Source organism: Moraxella sp. CTOTU48841 (assembly GCF_032061225.1).
GTDB lineage: Bacteria > Pseudomonadota > Gammaproteobacteria > Pseudomonadales > Moraxellaceae > Faucicola > Faucicola cinerea.
The window spans coordinates 134963-151657 of the sequence record NZ_DAMBFQ010000004.1 but is presented as its reverse complement, the minus strand read 5'-3'; the positions used below and the strand labels follow the sequence as shown (position 1 = coordinate 151657).

14 protein-coding genes are annotated in these 16695 nt (G+C 43.7%); 4 read left to right on the top strand and 10 right to left on the bottom strand.

The features are described 5' to 3' along the window. Positions 1 to 48 precede the first annotated feature (48 nt). The 3 genes from minC to RT034_RS06275 all read right to left on the bottom strand — a co-directional run bounded on the left by minC (position 49) and on the right by RT034_RS06275 (position 3350). A complete protein-coding gene (gene minC / locus RT034_RS06285; RefSeq protein ID WP_313015099.1) occupies positions 49 to 1020 on the bottom strand; it encodes a septum site-determining protein MinC in 972 nt (323 codons plus the stop codon). Between the two features lie 181 nt (positions 1021 to 1201). Further along, the gene (locus tag RT034_RS06280) at positions 1202 to 2263 is read right to left on the bottom strand and encodes a hypothetical protein (protein WP_313015098.1); all 1062 of its coding nucleotides are present in this window, start codon (positions 2261 to 2263) and stop codon (positions 1202 to 1204) included. A gap of 118 nt (positions 2264 to 2381) precedes the next feature. Continuing rightward, positions 2382 to 3350: an acyltransferase gene (locus RT034_RS06275; protein WP_313015096.1), complete on the bottom strand. Its 969-nt coding sequence runs from the start codon at positions 3348 to 3350 to the stop codon at positions 2382 to 2384. 568 nt (positions 3351 to 3918) lie between these two features. Here RT034_RS06275 and RT034_RS06270 point away from each other — a divergent pair. Next, positions 3919 to 4569: an OmpA family protein gene (locus tag RT034_RS06270; protein WP_065254127.1), complete on the top strand. Its 651-nt coding sequence runs from the start codon at positions 3919 to 3921 to the stop codon at positions 4567 to 4569. Positions 4570 to 4688: 119 nt separating this feature from the next. Here RT034_RS06270 and RT034_RS06265 read toward each other — a convergent pair whose 3' ends face one another. The 3 genes from RT034_RS06265 to RT034_RS06255 all read right to left on the bottom strand — a co-directional run bounded on the left by RT034_RS06265 (position 4689) and on the right by RT034_RS06255 (position 6874). Continuing rightward, positions 4689 to 5189 carry a YfbM family protein gene (locus RT034_RS06265; protein WP_096488434.1) on the bottom strand — a complete coding sequence of 167 codons (501 nt, stop codon included), beginning with the start codon at positions 5187 to 5189 and terminating at the stop codon, positions 4689 to 4691. Between the two features lie 178 nt (positions 5190 to 5367). After that, a complete protein-coding gene (locus tag RT034_RS06260; protein ID WP_313015090.1) occupies positions 5368 to 6075 on the bottom strand; it encodes a DUF1345 domain-containing protein in 708 nt (235 codons plus the stop codon). Between the two features lie 52 nt (positions 6076 to 6127). Next, positions 6128 to 6874 carry a pseudouridine synthase gene (locus RT034_RS06255; protein ID WP_312522373.1) on the bottom strand — a complete coding sequence of 249 codons (747 nt, stop codon included), beginning with the start codon at positions 6872 to 6874 and terminating at the stop codon, positions 6128 to 6130. 211 nt (positions 6875 to 7085) lie between these two features. On the opposite strand from RT034_RS06255, the gene RT034_RS06250 reads away from it, so the two are divergent. The 3 genes from RT034_RS06250 (at position 7086) to glyA (ending at position 10438) form a co-directional block, all read left to right on the top strand. After that, complete coding sequence (locus RT034_RS06250) at positions 7086 to 8324, top strand: GNAT family N-acetyltransferase (RefSeq protein WP_313015086.1); 1239 nt, start codon at positions 7086 to 7088, stop codon at positions 8322 to 8324. Then, positions 8324 to 8899 carry a chorismate--pyruvate lyase family protein gene (locus RT034_RS06245; RefSeq protein ID WP_313015083.1) on the top strand — a complete coding sequence of 192 codons (576 nt, stop codon included), beginning with the start codon at positions 8324 to 8326 and terminating at the stop codon, positions 8897 to 8899. Before RT034_RS06250 ends, RT034_RS06245 begins: the two co-directional genes overlap by 1 nt. 279 nt (positions 8900 to 9178) lie before the next feature. Next, on the top strand, positions 9179 to 10438 hold the full coding sequence (gene glyA, locus RT034_RS06240) for a serine hydroxymethyltransferase (RefSeq protein ID WP_312383751.1): 1260 nt from the start codon (positions 9179 to 9181) through the stop codon (positions 10436 to 10438). A gap of 136 nt (positions 10439 to 10574) precedes the next feature. Here glyA and RT034_RS06235 read toward each other — a convergent pair whose 3' ends face one another. From RT034_RS06235 to RT034_RS06220, 4 genes are all read right to left on the bottom strand, one after another. Continuing rightward, positions 10575 to 11504 carry a response regulator gene (locus RT034_RS06235; protein WP_313015078.1) on the bottom strand — a complete coding sequence of 310 codons (930 nt, stop codon included), beginning with the start codon at positions 11502 to 11504 and terminating at the stop codon, positions 10575 to 10577. Between the two features lie 122 nt (positions 11505 to 11626). Continuing rightward, the gene (locus RT034_RS06230; protein ID WP_313015073.1) at positions 11627 to 14032 is read right to left on the bottom strand and encodes a sensor histidine kinase; all 2406 of its coding nucleotides are present in this window, start codon (positions 14030 to 14032) and stop codon (positions 11627 to 11629) included. 873 nt (positions 14033 to 14905) lie between these two features. Further along, positions 14906 to 15376: a hypothetical protein gene (locus RT034_RS06225; protein WP_313015071.1), complete on the bottom strand. Its 471-nt coding sequence runs from the start codon at positions 15374 to 15376 to the stop codon at positions 14906 to 14908. A gap of 338 nt (positions 15377 to 15714) precedes the next feature. Continuing rightward, positions 15715 to 16419 (bottom strand): DUF4230 domain-containing protein, encoded by a 705-nt coding sequence (locus tag RT034_RS06220; RefSeq protein ID WP_313015069.1) that lies wholly within the window; start codon positions 16417 to 16419, stop codon positions 15715 to 15717. Positions 16420 to 16695: the final 276 nt, after the last annotated feature.

Sequence of the window (16695 nt, the reverse complement as noted above, 5' to 3'; positions counted from 1 at the left end):
ATTGGCGATTTTTGCATAGATTATGGTATAGGGTTGTTTGGGTGATTATCATTCCATCAATTCAAACACCAAGCCTTGTCCATCCAAGTAGCTGACTTGTACCGCTTTATCCAAATACTCAATGGGAATATTTTCTTTTAGGCAATAAGTGCCCGCAACTGACACCAGTGACGGGTTAAAACGTAAACAGAATATTTTGGCGTTGGTGTCGCCCGTCGCCCCTGCGACCAATCGCCCTTCGGCTTTGCCATACACGTGTAAGCTATAATCGGTAATCGCTTCCGCGCCTGCATTGATGCCTTTGGTCAAAATCACGTCACCGCCTACATGGTTGATACTTTGACCGGAGCGCAGCATTTGAGTATGCACCAAATCGCCTTCAGGCTGCGATTGGTGATGCGGTGAGGCGACAAATTTTTCAGGTGCAGCTGCGGTCTCATTGGCTGCGATATCATTAGCGGTTTGATTTTGTCGTTTGGTCGCTTGACTGTCGGATGCGGGTGATTGGGTAGGGGGCTGCGCCACGTGTTGAGACGATGGGGTATTGACTGTGCTGTTTGATTTTCGCTCACCACCCATCGCCAAATTTTTTGGCGATTTGCCGTCAATGCGCTGCCCATCTGCTGGAAAAATGGCAATGCGAAGCTCATTGGCTTGGGCGTCATTGGCGCCTGTGACCAACCCAATCGGCTGTAACCCTAGTGCCCATAAGCCGCCCCAAAGCTGCGCTAAATTTAACGGGTGATGACAGCTGACAATCACCGGTAAGTTGGACTGGCGTTGACGACCTAGCTTTTGTGCAATCTTTGTCAAAATTACTTTGATATCATTGCCTTCAATATTTAGGCGGGTAAAGTTGAGGAGTCTGCCCGTAAGTTTCACGCTAGTGGCTACAGGGTCGGTGGGTAATGGGTTGGCTAGCTGCTGACTTTGCGGTGCATCCTGCTCGGATACGTTAAGGCTTTGTAAGTTTTGTGATGAACTATCTTGGGTCAAGTCAAGGGCAGCGGGCTGTGTCATGAAAAACCTTTTTATAATAACTTTTTATACATCAAAATCGATTCATACCGCATATTAGCAAGTATTATTTAAAACAACAACCATTCACCGCGCTATTTATTGTTTGGCAACCAAAGCCGTAATAGGGCGATAAAAAAAGGATTGCACAGCCGTTAGCTGCCAGCCAAATTGGTGGATTGAATCAGCGTATTTGGTGCTTCCATTGTTGAATGCGAACTTGGTTAGCAAGTGACGTCAAACTATCATCAATAATTTCGCTAACTAATTTTTCTAGCGCAGGGCTAGTGACGTCAATTTGTACCAAGCTTTTGGCGATTTCTTCATACATCAGCGTGAGCGTTTGCGGTTTGGTAAGGTTGGTAGTCAAGCTTAATGTCAGATTTTCCCCAATGTGTTGCCCGATGCTGTGCATTTGGTTTTCTATCAGACTACCGGCAATCGGTATCAATCGTAAGATGCGATGCAGCTCGGGCGTATCGGTCAGCGCTTGCTGAATGGCGATGCCTACTTGTTCTGCCAAAGGTTTGGCAAAGATGGCAGGGTGGGCGGGCGTGGATTGTAATAACGGTGTGACTTCTTGCTGCAGCACTTCGACAATGACCTTTTGTATGTCATCCCGATGCTTGTCGATGATGTTTTTGACCAAATGCCCATCGGTGTTGCTTATTTCGGTGCGGATATTGTCAATCGCGGTTAAAATCACCCGATCAGAAATCTCTTCCATAATCATTTGGTAATAAAATTTGATTGTCGCAAGCCAACTGGCGGGCAAAACTTTGTAGCCCAGTTCATGCAGACGATAACCAATCACGCCAACGCGCAGCAGTCGTAATGCGCGCAGCTGCGGTGCACAGCCCAACACCTCATACCAATGCACGAATGGAAAGAAAAACCAGCGGTAATAGCGTTTTTGGGCGATGGCAATCAACCAGCGAACCAAAAGCTCGGCTATCAAAAAGATGGTAAATAGACCCCCTGTCACTTTGAGCGGCTCGTGCCATCCTTGCTGATAACTGATGATACTGTCAAAAAACCCTAGCCAATTTGCTATTTTTACCATAAAGCTACTTAGCATCAAAGCGTCAAACCCCATCAGCAGCAAGTCCAACACGATGGCAACCATCATGATGGTATCGTAGGCTAACTGCCAACGACTGGGTTTGGCAGGGTGGGCAGCGAGCGGTTGGCTAATATTCGAGCTTGGCATTGGATTGGGCTTTGGGTCTAAATTAGCAGTTGGCATAAAAAAGTGCTCAAAATGGGGTCAATACCGCAAAAAATGTGAATTAGGACAAATTAGGTAAGTCATACCTTGCATGACTCGCCTTAGATTTTAATTAGCAATATAACTAGTGAGATCGCTAGGGATGACGGATAAAATCATCGAGCATGGCTTGGATACGTTGGTCTTTTTGCTGCCACAAACCATCAAGCCAACGGTACATATCTATTTTGGTTTGTTCATCCTGCTGGTATTTGCCATCCATGAGGCGCTGTAGCAAATCATCTGGTAATGCAATTTTTTGAATATCCACCCCGATGCGTTTGATATTACCTTTCCATAAATCCTGATAGGTAGGAACACCGTCAGGATACACAATCGTCATGTCGAGCACCGCGTCTAGATCATCACCCAACGCACCCAATGCAAGTGCAATGCCGCCCGCTTTGGGTTTTAGCAAATGTTGATACGGCGATTGTTGAAAGTCATGTTTTTTTTGGGTAAACCGCGTGCCTTCGATAAAGTTAAGTAGGGTAAAAGGTTTGTCGAGTAAGTTTTGACAAGCGCGTTTGGCTTCGATGATATCGCGGTCTTCTAGCGCTGGATTTTTAGCAATCGCTGTTTTCGAGTAGCGTTTCATCATCGGAAAGTCTAAAAAATAAAAGGCTTGTCCCACAATGGGGATATACAGTAGCTCGTATTTGGCAAAAAACCGCGTTAATGGCAGTCGGTTTTCACTGATATATTGAATGACAGTGGTGTCGACCCACGATTGGTGATTGCTCAGCAAAATATATTTGCCATTGACCGACAAGTCATCAGGCAGGTTGACGCGAAAATCAATATCGGGCAGGATATTTTCAATCAAGCGATTGTTGGTATTGATCCAGTGATTGGCTATTTTTAACACGGATTTATCGGCCAATGTATGACCCGTCAATGTTTTTACCGCGCCCATCGCCCAAAGCGGTAGACTAAACAGCACTGAATTGCCGGTAATAGTGCCTGCCGCCACCGCTAAGCTGGCGTTTTGCGCCAAGGGTGGTGACTTTTTACGCAGTTTGTTTAAGGTATTTTTGAGCAATGAGGGTCTATGATTATTTGTCATATCTGGCTTCCACAACGCTTGTTTGGATGAAATATAAGAAAAAAATACTTAGCTTCATTCACTTAGTTTCATTCACTTAGCTTCATTAATTGTAAAAATAAGTGTTAGTTTAGCAAACGTCAAAAATGTTCACTAATAAATTTTTTATACCTTAGCACGCACAAATCTTGTGGGGTTTTTGATTGTATGCCACCCAGCCTGCGAAGTTGACTGACAAAAATTTTTGTTAAAAATTAATGGGTTATTTAATAAACTTTGAGTCAAAGATTAGTTATCTATCATGGGTTTGAAAAATCACAGGCTATTTAATATATAAAAATAAATAATATAAATAATGGAATAGTTGAAAATACTTTGTAACAAATTATGCCATCCTACAACATCCTTAAGACAAATCATTACATATAAAGAAAAAGTTTATTGCATAATGAGCTCAATCACAAAGCAACTGAGTGTTGTCAGGTTTATCTGGCAAATGAGATAAAAACAACAAGTTGGTGCGTGACAATTATAACTAAGTAATTATAACTAAGTAATTATAACTAGAGGAATTCAAAGGAGATTACTCATGCGTACTAAATTATTAGCAGCTACTTTAGCATCAGGTGTTATCTTAACAGGTTGTGCAACAACGCCAACTGGTACGACAACAACAGGCATTACCGACAATAAAGCGCTTATTGGTGGTCTATTAGGGGCAGCCGCAGGTGCGGGTGTCTCAAAGGCAACGGGCGGTGAAAGAACCGGTCGTGATGCGGCAATCGGTGGCGTACTAGGTGCGGGCGTGGGTTACTACATGCAGCAACAAGAAGCTAAACTTCGTGCAGAAACCGCAGGTTCTGGCGTGACGGTAACGCGTGACCCAGTGACTAATAACATTAACTTGTCTATCCCAGAAGCGATAACTTTCCGCGTTGGTGATTCTACTATTCTACCTAACTTCTATAATACGTTAGACAAAGTAGCTACCACACTACGTGACTATAACCAAACTAACATTCAAGTAAATGGTTATGCCTCAGTGGAAGGTGATGCAAATAGAAACCAAGCGTTATCACAACGCCGTGCATCAGCAGTCGCTAATTACTTAGTCAATCGTGGCATCTCTGGTAACCGTATCAGCGCTATTGGTCGCGGTGCGACAACACAATTTGGCTCAAGCTATGAACCAAACCGCCGTGTAGAGATGACTATTCTTGCACCCCAGTCAGTTAACTAATCAGTCGGTTAACTAATTAAGTCAAGCTAGATGATATGTTCATCAGTGAATTGATAAAAAAAGCACCTTTTATAAGGTGCTTTTTTGGTTCAAAAAATGAAAAAAGGACTATATCGACGTTATAAAATACTCACCACAATATTATTGCCATGGTCTAAGGCGTCATTATAAAACGCCAATAACTCATTATATGAAGCCAGCAATTCTTTATCCAAGTGTTCCTTTTTGTCTTGCCAAATATTGGGTGGAAAAATAGCCTGCTCACGTAGTGACTTCATCGAGACTTTTTCTAAGCGTTTTTTAAAGTTAATTTGTTCTAGTGCATCGACGATTTCGACAATATGTGCCCACGGGGTAAAAGCAATGAAATCGGCGTCTTCACTGTCACTAAAGGTTTCCACACCCACCACAAACTCACTAACAGGCTCATCAGGTACAGGTTGGGTGGCACTGTGTTTAGTTAACACAAAATGGATAATGTCCCACAGTTTGCCCAAATCTACCAATTGCGCTTGAGGCTGCTCACTCATACTTTCAAGTAACGCCGTTCGCGCTGTATCAGTGGCATTTTGCAGTTGCTCGAGCAGGGCGTTATCGACCATCAAATATTGTGCGATCATACAATTTCCTAGTTATAAAGTAGCGAGATATTAGCGTAGTGGGATATGACAGTCCTATCACTTTATGTTAAAACGAGGATAGTATACCTCATACAGCAAGCGATTTTGACGATGTATTCACTTGAATTGACCGACTCATTTAGCTGACTTATTGGACTGATTTATTTAGCAGACTTATTTAACCGATTAGACCCGCTGACATATTGATTAATGAGGCTAAAATTGCGGTATTAAAGAAAAATGATAACACACAATGGATGGTACCGATGATCCGACTTTGCTGGGTGTTGAAGGCGACATCCGCTGTTTGACCAGATGTACCAATGATGTAGGAAAAATATAAAAAATCCCAGTAGGCAGGGTCATCATCGTTAGGAAAATCTAGCATTTCTGCGTTTTTTTCTTCTTTAAGCAAGAAATACTCGTGGGTGTAATGAATAGCAAACATGGTATGAATAAACAGCCAGGCCGTCAAAATCGTCATGGCGGTGAGCGCGATATGAAACAGCATCAAAGCGCCTTTGGCGTCCTTGCTCGCGCCCAACTCTACGACAATCGCTAGCATACTGACAATGGCTGTGACAAAAACCAAAATCAGCATTAACATCGTGCCTTCGTCTTCAGCATGGGCTTTATCCAAAATTGCATTTTGATCGGCTTTATACATCATCCGAAAAATAGCCAGTAAATACACCCAAAGTCCGATATTCCAAGCCAGCAAAAATTGCGTCACAAACTTCAATTTATCATAGGCTACCGCCAACGTCCAATCTTTGGGCAATAGGCCAACCAGCGTCGATAACCCAAAATACACCACCACCATGGTGGCAAACCCTAACAGTAGACGAGGGCGGCTTTGAAAAAAACGATAGATGTAACCGATCATGGCTGTTTTCTCATAGCGGTTTCCTTACGGTTGTCTGCTCACGGCTGTTCACTCAGGGCTGTCTGTGTCGGCTTGTTGGGTGCTTTGATTGTGGCGATTTAGGCGTTAACAGGCGAGGTTTTTTGCGCGATTGTGGCTTTGTGGTTGCTGCGGATAAAGGTTGGACACCCAGTCGCTTTAAATCGGCAGGTGATAAATGTATTTGTGTGGATGCGCCAACCTCTAAATTTCCCAAACTAAAGCCACTTGATGCCATGCGAATCAGCCGAAGACAAGGCAGTCCCACATGGGCCGCCATGCGACGTACTTGACGATTTTTACCTTCAAAAATAGTAATGGCGAGCCACGTGGTGACTTTGCGTTTGGCAATCTTGTCCGGCGCTTGCCAAATATGCTCGGCAATTTGTGTTTCGCTTAGCCGTACAACTTCGGCAGGTAAGGTGATACCGTCTTTGAGTGGCACCCCTGTTTGTAGTTGTTGTAACTGGGCATCGCTTGCATCGCCTTCCACCTGTATCCAGTAGGTTTTGCCTTGTTGTTTGCCTGCATTGGCTTTGGGTGGATGGGTCAAGGCTTTATTGACTTGTCCATCAGCGGTTAGCAGTAGCAATCCTTCGGAAGTGGCATCTAATCGCCCCGCCACGCGTAGGCTTTTGTCGCTAAAATAATCGCTGAGCGTCGCAAAGTTGTTATTATCATCGCTGCGAAATTGGCTGAGTACGCCATAAGGTTTGTTAAATAAAATCAGTGTCGGCATGGTAGAGGGTGACAAGTGAGTGAAAAAAAGCTTAAACCGCATCAAGCAGTTGGCTGCTAAGTTGTTCAGTGTAAACGCTAATCTTGGCTATTGCAATTTGGTTATTGCAACAAAGTCACCGTTATAAACCACACCGCCCAACGCCATACATATTTTGCAAAATTGTGTCAAATTGTGCAAAAGGATAAGCCCGTATTTTTGGCTAAAAACAAGGTATAATAATCCGTTCATACAACTACAATAATACTAACATATGTCCTATCACTATCAATTTACCACTAAGTTTGACTGGCACTTACAGACACAGTGGCAGACGCCTGATACGCCCTTTATGCACTTTGATTTTTGGCAAGCGCTGATAGATGCAAAGCTGATTGGTGAGCGCAGCGATTGGTGGGTGCAGTATGTGCAGATTGTAGATGACAGTGCTCAACTGATTGCTGTGATGCCTGTGTTTATCAAAAAGCATCATCAAGGTGAATATGTGTTTGATTTTAGCTGGGCAGAAGCCTTTGAGCGCTATGGTAGAAATTATTATCCAAGATTGGTGACAAGCGTGCCTTTTACACCCGTCACCGGCGAGCGAATTTGGGTGGCACAAGGTAAGTCATTAACCGCGCCACTGTATCAGACCTTACTACAAGCGATTGATGAATTGGCGAGCCGCTATCAAGCATCCACTTGGCACGGGCTTTTTGTCTCCCCAAAAGATGTCCAAGCGTTGCAAAATGTGCCCAATCTTTGCGAGCGGCTAAGCTGTCAGTTTTTATGGCAAAATCGCAATCTACAGGATAAAAAATGCGCCAATTTTGATGAGTTTTTGGCAACATTAACTGCCAAAAAACGCAAGTCAATTAAGGTGGAACGCCAAAAGGTACTCAAACAAAATCTAAGTTGTCAGGTTAAACTCGGTGACGATATCACCGAGGCGGATTGGGCAGTTTTTTATCAATGCTATGCCATGACCTATCTGGTCAGAGGGCGGCAGCCGTATTTAAATTTAGCATTTTTTAAGCAGCTTGGGCAGACTATGGCAGACAAGCTGATGCTCGCTCAAGCGTATAACGCGCACGGTGATATCGTGGCTTGTAGTTTGTTTTTTTTCGATGACGATGCCGCTACCAGCACGTTATATGGTCGCTATTGGGGCTGCCTAGAAGACTATGATTGTTTACATTTTGAACTGTGTTATTACCAAGGCATTGAATTTGCTATCAAGCAAGGCTTACGTTACTTTGACCCTGGTACCCAAGGGGAGCACAAGTTGATTCGCGGCTTTTATCCAGTGTTGACCCATTCGCTACACCGTGTCTACGACAAGGTGTTTGCCCCTGCCATTGCCCAGTTTTGCCAAGACGAACAGCACGCTATATTGACGTACCAAGCCGATGCGATGACTGCATTACCTTTTAATGACACCTATAAAAGCCAATTTTTTGGCGACGTTGCCGCGCAAGGCACAATACCCGATAATGAGTTTTTGAAAAAATAATGATAAATGTTGGTCTAAACCTAAACCTGGCTGGCGCGTATTTGAGCGCAGCACACAAACAGCAGATACCGCCGAAACTTATCCCTTGGCTGACGTCAACAGGGTCGCTCACCGCCAAATTTGAAGCCTTATCTCAGCATAAACTCATCGTACAGCCAACGTTTGAAGGGCGGCAAACCTTGTCCTTGAGCGAAAAGCGCCAACTGCAGTTACCGCTTGGGGTGAGCCAATCGGCGTGGGTGCGCGAAGCCTTATTATTTGGCAAGCCTAATCAAGATGCGTGGGTGGCGGCGCGGTCCGTATTTCCGTTTGCTAGCCTCATTGGTAATGCGCGAAAACTGGCGAATCTGGGCACAACACCGATTGGCTATATACTGTTTCGTCGGCATGGCGCCACGATGACCAACCGCTGGATTGATGTGACAGCGCAAGGCTGGCGACGCACCACCCTTTACCGATGGCAAGGCAGGCATTTTTTGATTAGTGAGACCTTTTTGCCTGCGTTTGAAAATAGCCTTATGGGTGAAGAAGAAAACGGCATGATTCATGTCAGCACTGACAAAGGGGAAGGATAAGTACAAAAACCACTGGTTGCTGTGCGCTAGTATTTAAATAGTTAGCCAAAAAAAGACAGTTAGGGTAACTGTCTTTTTTTATGAAAATTTTTTGGATGGCGCGTTGTATTAATGAGTTTTTCAAACCAATATCAGTCAGGTCAGTAGCCGAAGACAAGTAATAGGACAAATTCAGTCAAATGGCTGGATTATTCACTAAAAAAAACCAAACCATGCTAAACTAAGCCATATTTTCGGTTTTATCCGCCCATTTTTTGACTCACTTAAAAGGAAATTGCCATGTTTAAAAATGTCACTATTCACCAGTTTGACGCTGAACTTGCCCAAGCGATGGACAATGAAGCCAAACGTCAAGAAGACCATATTGAACTGATTGCTTCAGAAAACTACTGTTCACCAGCGGTGATGGAAGCGCAAGGTAGCCAATTGACCAATAAATATGCCGAAGGTTATCCAGGCAAACGTTATTACGGTGGCTGTGAGTATGTTGACGTGGTTGAGCAATTAGCGATTGACCGTGCCAAAGAATTGTTTGGCGCAGACTATGCCAACGTTCAGCCACACGCGGGTAGCCAAGCCAACAGCGCGGTATTTTTAGCCTTATTAAAAGCGGGTGACACGGTACTTGGCATGAGCCTTGCCGATGGCGGTCACTTGACGCATGGCGCGCATGTGAACTTTTCTGGTATCAACTATAAAGCCGTACAATATGGCTTAAACAAAGAAACGGGCATCATCGACTATGATGAAGTCGAACGCCTAGCCAAAGAGCACCAACCCAAAATGATTATCGCGGGTTTTTCTGCTTATAGCCAAGTGGTTGATTGGCAAAAATTCCGTGACATCGCAGACAGCGTTGGCGCATACTTGATGGTCGATATGGCACACGTAGCCGGCCTGGTTGCCGCAGGTGTTTATCCAAGCCCTGTGCAAATCGCTGACGTTACTACTACCACTACCCACAAAACCCTACGCGGTCCACGTTCAGGCTTAATCCTGGCAAAAGCCAACCCAGAGATTGAGAAAAAACTCAACTCTGCTGTGTTCCCTGGCAACCAAGGTGGTCCATTAATGCACGCGATTGCGGGTAAAGCTGTGTGTTTTAAAGAAGCGTTAAGTGATGATTTCAAAACTTACCAACAACAAGTGGTTAAAAACGCTAAAGCCATGGCGGACGTCATCATGTCACGTGGTTATGACATCGTCTCGGGTGGCACGGAAAACCACTTAATGCTGATTAGCTTAATCAAACAAGAAATCACCGGTAAAGAAGCGGATAAATGGTTGGGCGATGCCCACATCACTGTCAACAAAAACGCGGTACCAAATGACCCTAAATCACCGTTTGTGACGTCAGGGGTGCGTATTGGTACGCCCGCAGTCACTACCCGTGGATTTGGTGAAGCGGAAGTAAGAGAATTGGCTGGCTGGATTTGTGATGTGCTCGATAGCCGCGGTGATGAAAAAGTTATCGGCGAAGTGCGTGAAAAAGTCCAAGCAATTTGCGCCAAACACCCAGTGTACGAGCAAACAGCTTAATCATCGGCTACTAAAAATCGCTCAAAAAACCGCCTAAGTAGTGACTCTAGGCGGTTTTTTTATGGCTAACATTCATTGATTGAGACGGCTCAAATGCGACGCTTTGAACCTGTTATCTTAGGCACTAGATTTTAAGCTAGGCAAAGCGTGATTTACCAATACCAAAGCGTGATAAGAATTTTTTGACTTTATTACCAAAACTACGCGTTTCAACTTCAGTGACGACATCAACGACATGTCGCGCTTGTAATTTTGGTTGATTGACTAACGTTTGGTGATAATCATAAGCGCGCTGAATACTAATTTCTAATAATGATAAATTACTGGGACGCGGCAGGTAGCGATAGACTTGCCCTTTATTGATCAAGTCGATTAAGGTGTGGCTATCGTTGAGTGAGGTGAGTACCAATACCGCTAAGTCTGGAAAGCTTTGTTTTAACGCGTAGATTACGGGTGAAATGTTCTCGCCACCCAACGACACATCGGTGATTGCCACACCAAAACGGTCATTTTCTAGTAGCTCAATCGCTTTTTCTAATGAATTTGCCCAGTGCGTTTCAAACTGGGTGAATTTTTGCTGCATCTGTAAATATACCATCTCGCTGTCATCGATCACCAACACTTTGCGTTTGGCGATGGTTGGCTGAGCGACCTGCAGATTTTCTTTGAACACATCTTTGGTTTGCAGCGCGATTTGGGTGGCTTGATTGACGATACTTTTAAGTTCATCCGTCTGCCAAGGTTTGGTGATATAGCGAAAAATCTCCCCTTCGTTGATGGAATCAATTACCGCAGTTAAGTCTGCATAGCCGGTCAACAAGATGCGGATAGTATGGGGTGATACGTCTTTGACCTCTTTTAGTACTTCGACACCCAGTTTTTTTGGCATGCGTTGGTCGCTAATCACCACTTGAACCTCGTTATTTTGTACATAGCTTAGTAGCTCATCGGACTCGGTGGTGGTAAACACTTCATGGGTGGCGCGAAAATGCATTTTTAGGCTGCGTAGGATGCGGTCTTCATCATCGATAAAGGCGATTTTGGGTTTGGTTACGGTCGTTATCATGGTCATGTCACTTAGGTAGGTTAAATTAACTATAATTAAGATTGACTACAATCAAGCGTGGCTCGTGTATGGCTGAGCAGATTACCTGTCAGCCATCCGTCATCGGTTATCTAACATTAACATTAGCTTTCTTCTGCGATTAAAAGCTTGGGTGATTGTTGGCTGCTAATCGCTGTTTTGGGCAATCTAATGGTAAATGTCGTTCCTTCGCCAAGTTTTGATTGCACATGAATATCGCCGTTATGCTGCTGCATGATTTGGGTCGAAATGGCAAGACCCAATCCCGTACCTTCGCCTGCCGCTTTGGTGGTAAAGAAAGGTTCAAAAATCTTGGCTTGGGTTTCAGCGCTCATCCCAGTACCGTTGTCCGCCACGCTGATATACACATTGGCGCCGTCTTCTGTGCTAGTAATGTGTAATGTAGGGTGCTGAGTTTGCCCCATCGCTTGTGCTGCGTTATTAAATAGGTTTAGCAGCACTTGGTTAATCTGGGATGGGTTACAACTAACCGGTTCGATAGCATTTAACTCAGTTATCACCTCTAACTGCTTGATATTGTTACGGGCAATGACTAGGGAGTTTTTGATACAGTCGTTGATATCGACGGCTTTGATTTTGGCTTGGTCGATACGAGAAAAATCACGTAAATTGACGACCAATTCTGAGATTTGGCTAACCCCAAATTTGGCATCATCCACCAATCCATGCAAATCGTCACTCACCGCATCAGCGACCAATTCATCACTGCAAGCAATGGTTTGTTCAATCGTTTGATTGATGGTTGCTGTATCAGCCGGCGAATCTTGCATCAGTTGTTTAAGCTGCTGAGCATGGTCAATCAATTCGTCATAACGTACGATATTTTCATCAATCAACTCTAAGTTACTACCCACATAGCCCAATGGCGTGTTCACTTCATGGGCAACACCTGCGACCATTTGACCGATGGTTGCCATTTTCTCTGATTGTACTAACTGCACTTGAGAGGCTTTTAAATCTTTTAATGCTTGGTGTAAGTTTTCGGTACGCTCTGCCACTTGCTGCTCTAAGCGTTCATTGACTTTTGCTAATGCGCCTTCGTTCTCGACCACCCGATCAACCAGCTGGTTCATCGAGTCAGTAATCACGCCAATTTCTTGAATGTTTGCCGGTGGCAGTTTGTGCTCACGCAGTGACAGATATTTTTTTTGTGCAATCAACTGACCGATTTCACGGACGTTACGAGCGACTTGGTGCAGTGGTACCGCCAAAATACGGTGGAAAACATAACCACTTAATAGCAGTACCGGTAAGAAACCCAATAGCATATACCATTGCAGCTGTTTACCTAGCTGATTGGCAAATAACATCAGCTCTTGATTGGGTTTGACGATGACCATTTTCCAATTGGTCATCGGCATGGCAAAAATAAACGCTGTGGAAGGGGTTTTGAGTAATAAATCGTTGTCTAAGCTGACTTTTTCGACAAAATGGGTAGCGTTGAGATTTTCATTTTGCGCGTTTTGGGTCATTAGCATGGCTGAAATGATGCGTGCCTCTGAGGGAGAGATTTTTTGTAGGTTGGTACTACTTACTAGCGTATTGGCGGTAAAATCAAATTTACCACCGTCTATTTTTTGCGCTTGTTTGATGATGCTGTCATTGATGTTGTCTAAGCTTTTGGCAATGGGGGCAAAATCAGGGTTTTTCTTGGCAAAACTATTGACATCAATCATCTCGCCTTGCGGATTAGTAGCAGTCACTTGTTTGACTTGTGCTTCATTGGGGAAGGTCAAAAAGTTGTTGTTCATATCGACCAAAAACACATAACCCCCTGTTTTGCGCTGCCATTCTTTGACCATCGACTGCATACGCCCGAGCAGCACATCAAAACTCACCACACCTTCAAAGCCATTGGTTTGGGCATTAAAAATCGCCTTGGCACAGGTCATGACGGGCTGTTTGGTGGTCGGGTGAATATAAGCACGGCTCCACACACAGTGGTCATGATTGGCATACACAGCAGGCACATACCACCAGTCACGGTAATAGGGCATGGCAAGCTGTGGTTGGGTTTTTTGGTCGGCTACCCGATTTGCGGTAAGTTTGGCTGGTGCTTGATAGCCAGGATTGATGGTTTGATATTGGCTGGCAGACTGCATGACACCTTGCATATCGCGTTGCCAAACAAACGCGGCTTCATCGACGTTAGGTTTGTACATCAAAGGGTCGTACCATACACCACCACCGACAATGCCTTTATCCATATTTGCCATTAAATTGCCAACACTGGTGTTGATGATATCGGCATTCTTGGGCAAACTGCCGGTCATACGGCTCGCTGTCACTGCCATGCCATCAATTTGACTCACACGCGACAAAATACCATTCACCGCCTCATTGCCAGTTTCAATGATAGTCTGAGAGGTCAGTTTGGCGACGTTAGGCTTGGCTTGTTGGTCAATAATCCAATACACCATCGCCAAAAACACCAAAAAAACGAGCAATAATACGCATAGCAAACGTGTGGTAAGGTTGGAAAAATTCATCATTGTCACTTATCTGTTGGCAAATTGATTGGCTAATTAAATGACCTATTGCACCGCTTAGCCCCAAGTAAAAAAGCTTACAAACTCTAACAGCAGCCGTTAACGCAAAATAAAAACGATGGTTAATCTCAATTTCCCAAATTGCGTCATCCTATTGAGAAAATCGATAAACCATCGTCCGTCGGTGACGGTAGTGTAGTCAGGTTATATGACAAAATGATGAATTATACCGATGAAAGGTAATGGGGCAATCCATAGCAATTTTTAAATCAAATTTTGCTAAATTATTAAACTTAAGTTGTATAAAAAGTCGGATGAAATGCAGAAAATGTTACGAATTCATTGTGTGATAGGATGGTGTGATAGGATGGACATGAAAAAAGCCCTGAATGCTGTTGAGCGCTTTTCCATGGCTAATAGTTAATGGTGAATGGTTACCGTGTAAACTAACGCTACATTAATGAGATGCTTTATCGTGCTCTGTCAAACGATTAGCTGCTTTATTCATAGCCACTTATGGTATGGATTAATTCGTGCAATCCTTTATTAGATAGCACAATAAATGGCTCACTGGGCTTAATACGGCTGTCCATTTGAAACAACTAATTATTCATATTTGTATCCAAATATTTACTAGCGTAACGGTTTTAAAAATGCCCATCGCTTTGCGATAACATCGGCCAAATAAAGCTAAAGCGTTCCTGCCCAGGTGTGCCATATAGCCAATATTAATGCCGCCCTCTAGCGCCAATTCACCGACTGACTAGATTTGGCAAGAGGGTTAGGGGCATTCGGGTATCACTGATGGTAACAGCTAAAAATTGCGTAGACTGGGCAACACCAGATGATGGATTGCCAACTCGAGCAGGCGCATTAAAGACTAAGCGCTAGTGTTAAGGTATTGTCTGTAGCTGATTGATAAGCGTCAACGGCATCAGCGGTGAGTTTAGCGGCAGCGGATGGCATATTGTCGACAGGCATACCAGACAAGAACGGCAATTGTGAAAACAACCACTCGCTCAATGGCGCTAAATCTTTGATGGGTAACACCAATAAATCTTGCGATAAATAGCCGTTTTCCGTCTCACTACGAGCGGTATAAATAGTGGCTGTATTGGGTTTGCTACTAATTAACTTTTGAACACTTTCAGCATGACGCAAATCATGATTGACCATGAATAAATCAATTTGCTGATTGTTCGCTGATACCCATTCAAGGTCTGCTTCGAGTCTAAGCAAGAGGCGTAGATAGCCTTTTAGCATCACTTGGTCGCCAGGCTTGATGCCAACCAAAGCAATCCGCATCACTTTTTTTAGACGATCTGAGGCAGATGTGACATTCATTGAGTAAACTCTCCAACAGCTAGCGAATTAATCTTTTACACGACTAAAACGCCATCAAGCATCCCTGCAATAAATTATCGTAACCCTGGGTTAGGGATACGTTAACTGGCTATGATGATTACAATTTTTGATGATGTAGCAAATACATGTCGTCTAAAACTAGCGGACTATCTAGCGGGCTATAAAGTTGAGATTTTAGCAACATTCCTATGATTAAGGTAGGTTACATATCTATTATTTATGCCTTTCATACCAATTCTGACAGGACAAAAAAACAATACACAACTCAAAATCGTTTTTATCCTTAGATTAATGTTATTTAGGCGCAAAAAATCGGTTTAACGACAATTTTTAGCAGGCGCGGTGACTTTCACAGTGACTTGTACATTTGCCAGTGCAAATAGCGATTGCACTTGCTTTTGGGCATTATCATTGGCAGTTTGTAAAATGCCCGAGCGGCAAGCGGATGTCAGCACTTGGTTTTTGCCAGCCACTTGCGCTTGGTTAAATATTTGCGGGTCGGCTTGTACCATGCCAAATACCCCTGTTTGAATATCATACACTTCAATGTTATCTAAATAACTATCCAAAATCTGCGCAGCGGGCAAGGTGATACTGACATGGCTACCATCTGGGGTCACTTGTACATCAGTGGGTTTTAGTTGATTTAAGTCAATGCCCGCGGTCACCCGCCCATGAGCGACAAAAAGCCCCTTTTGTTGATCTTGCCACAAGGCGTACCAATTGCCTTGTTTTTGGCTGGTGATAACGGTATCGACATTATAGGCCACGGTTTGTAATCGATTGAGACTTTGAATCTTAGTGACCACGCCTTCACGGGTTAATACCTCAACTTTTTTAGGGGTATTTGCTTGTTGCCATTGCAAAAATAACCAACCCGCCACCGCAATCACCGCCAGTAAAAATAAACTCACCCAAAAAGAAACGGGTTTTTTGTTGCCCGATGTGGGCGGGTTTGGCAAGTTTGTAGTCGGTTTTGCCTCAGGTGATGGCGTGGAAGATGAAGGGGGTAGCTGGGTCATGTATCCATTCCTAATCGTTTATTTAATAGTGGATACTATTTTGTATGGTTATGACTTGCCATAATTTCAATGTGGCGGGTTTAAATAGCCAATGGGTATGAACAAATTGTCATAATTATTGTCATAGTTTCCAAAAATGCTAAAATTAAAAAAGCTAAGTCCAAAAATACGGCATCGACTTGGCAAAAATTAAAAAAACTATTGCACCACCCAGTGGCATAAAATAAGATAATCGGTTTACCAAATAGTCTATCCATTCTCGTTTTTCTTATTTCA

What these genes read in the sequence shown, in the direction of transcription:
- RT034_RS06260 (WP_313015090.1), bottom strand. Translation starts at nt 6,075, where the DNA reads ATGATCGGTTACATCTATCGTTTTTTTCAAAGCCGCCCTCGTCTACTG.
- RT034_RS06235 (WP_313015078.1), bottom strand. Translation starts at nt 11,504, where the DNA reads ATGATAACGACCGTAACCAAACCCAAAATCGCCTTTATCGATGATGAA.
- minC (WP_313015099.1), bottom strand. Translation starts at nt 1,020, where the DNA reads ATGACACAGCCCGCTGCCCTTGACTTGACCCAAGATAGTTCATCACAA.
- RT034_RS06220 (WP_313015069.1), bottom strand. Translation starts at nt 16,419, where the DNA reads ATGACCCAGCTACCCCCTTCATCTTCCACGCCATCACCTGAGGCAAAA.
- RT034_RS06280 (WP_313015098.1), bottom strand. Translation starts at nt 2,263, where the DNA reads ATGCCAACTGCTAATTTAGACCCAAAGCCCAATCCAATGCCAAGCTCG.
- RT034_RS06270 (WP_065254127.1), top strand. Translation starts at nt 3,919, where the DNA reads ATGCGTACTAAATTATTAGCAGCTACTTTAGCATCAGGTGTTATCTTA.
- RT034_RS06275 (WP_313015096.1), bottom strand. Translation starts at nt 3,350, where the DNA reads ATGACAAATAATCATAGACCCTCATTGCTCAAAAATACCTTAAACAAA.
- RT034_RS06225 (WP_313015071.1), bottom strand. Translation starts at nt 15,376, where the DNA reads ATGAATGTCACATCTGCCTCAGATCGTCTAAAAAAAGTGATGCGGATT.
- RT034_RS06245 (WP_313015083.1), top strand. Translation starts at nt 8,324, where the DNA reads ATGATAAATGTTGGTCTAAACCTAAACCTGGCTGGCGCGTATTTGAGC.
- RT034_RS06250 (WP_313015086.1), top strand. Translation starts at nt 7,086, where the DNA reads ATGTCCTATCACTATCAATTTACCACTAAGTTTGACTGGCACTTACAG.
- RT034_RS06255 (WP_312522373.1), bottom strand. Translation starts at nt 6,874, where the DNA reads ATGCGGTTTAAGCTTTTTTTCACTCACTTGTCACCCTCTACCATGCCG.
- glyA (WP_312383751.1), top strand. Translation starts at nt 9,179, where the DNA reads ATGTTTAAAAATGTCACTATTCACCAGTTTGACGCTGAACTTGCCCAA.
- RT034_RS06230 (WP_313015073.1), bottom strand. Translation starts at nt 14,032, where the DNA reads ATGAATTTTTCCAACCTTACCACACGTTTGCTATGCGTATTATTGCTC.
- RT034_RS06265 (WP_096488434.1), bottom strand. Translation starts at nt 5,189, where the DNA reads ATGATCGCACAATATTTGATGGTCGATAACGCCCTGCTCGAGCAACTG.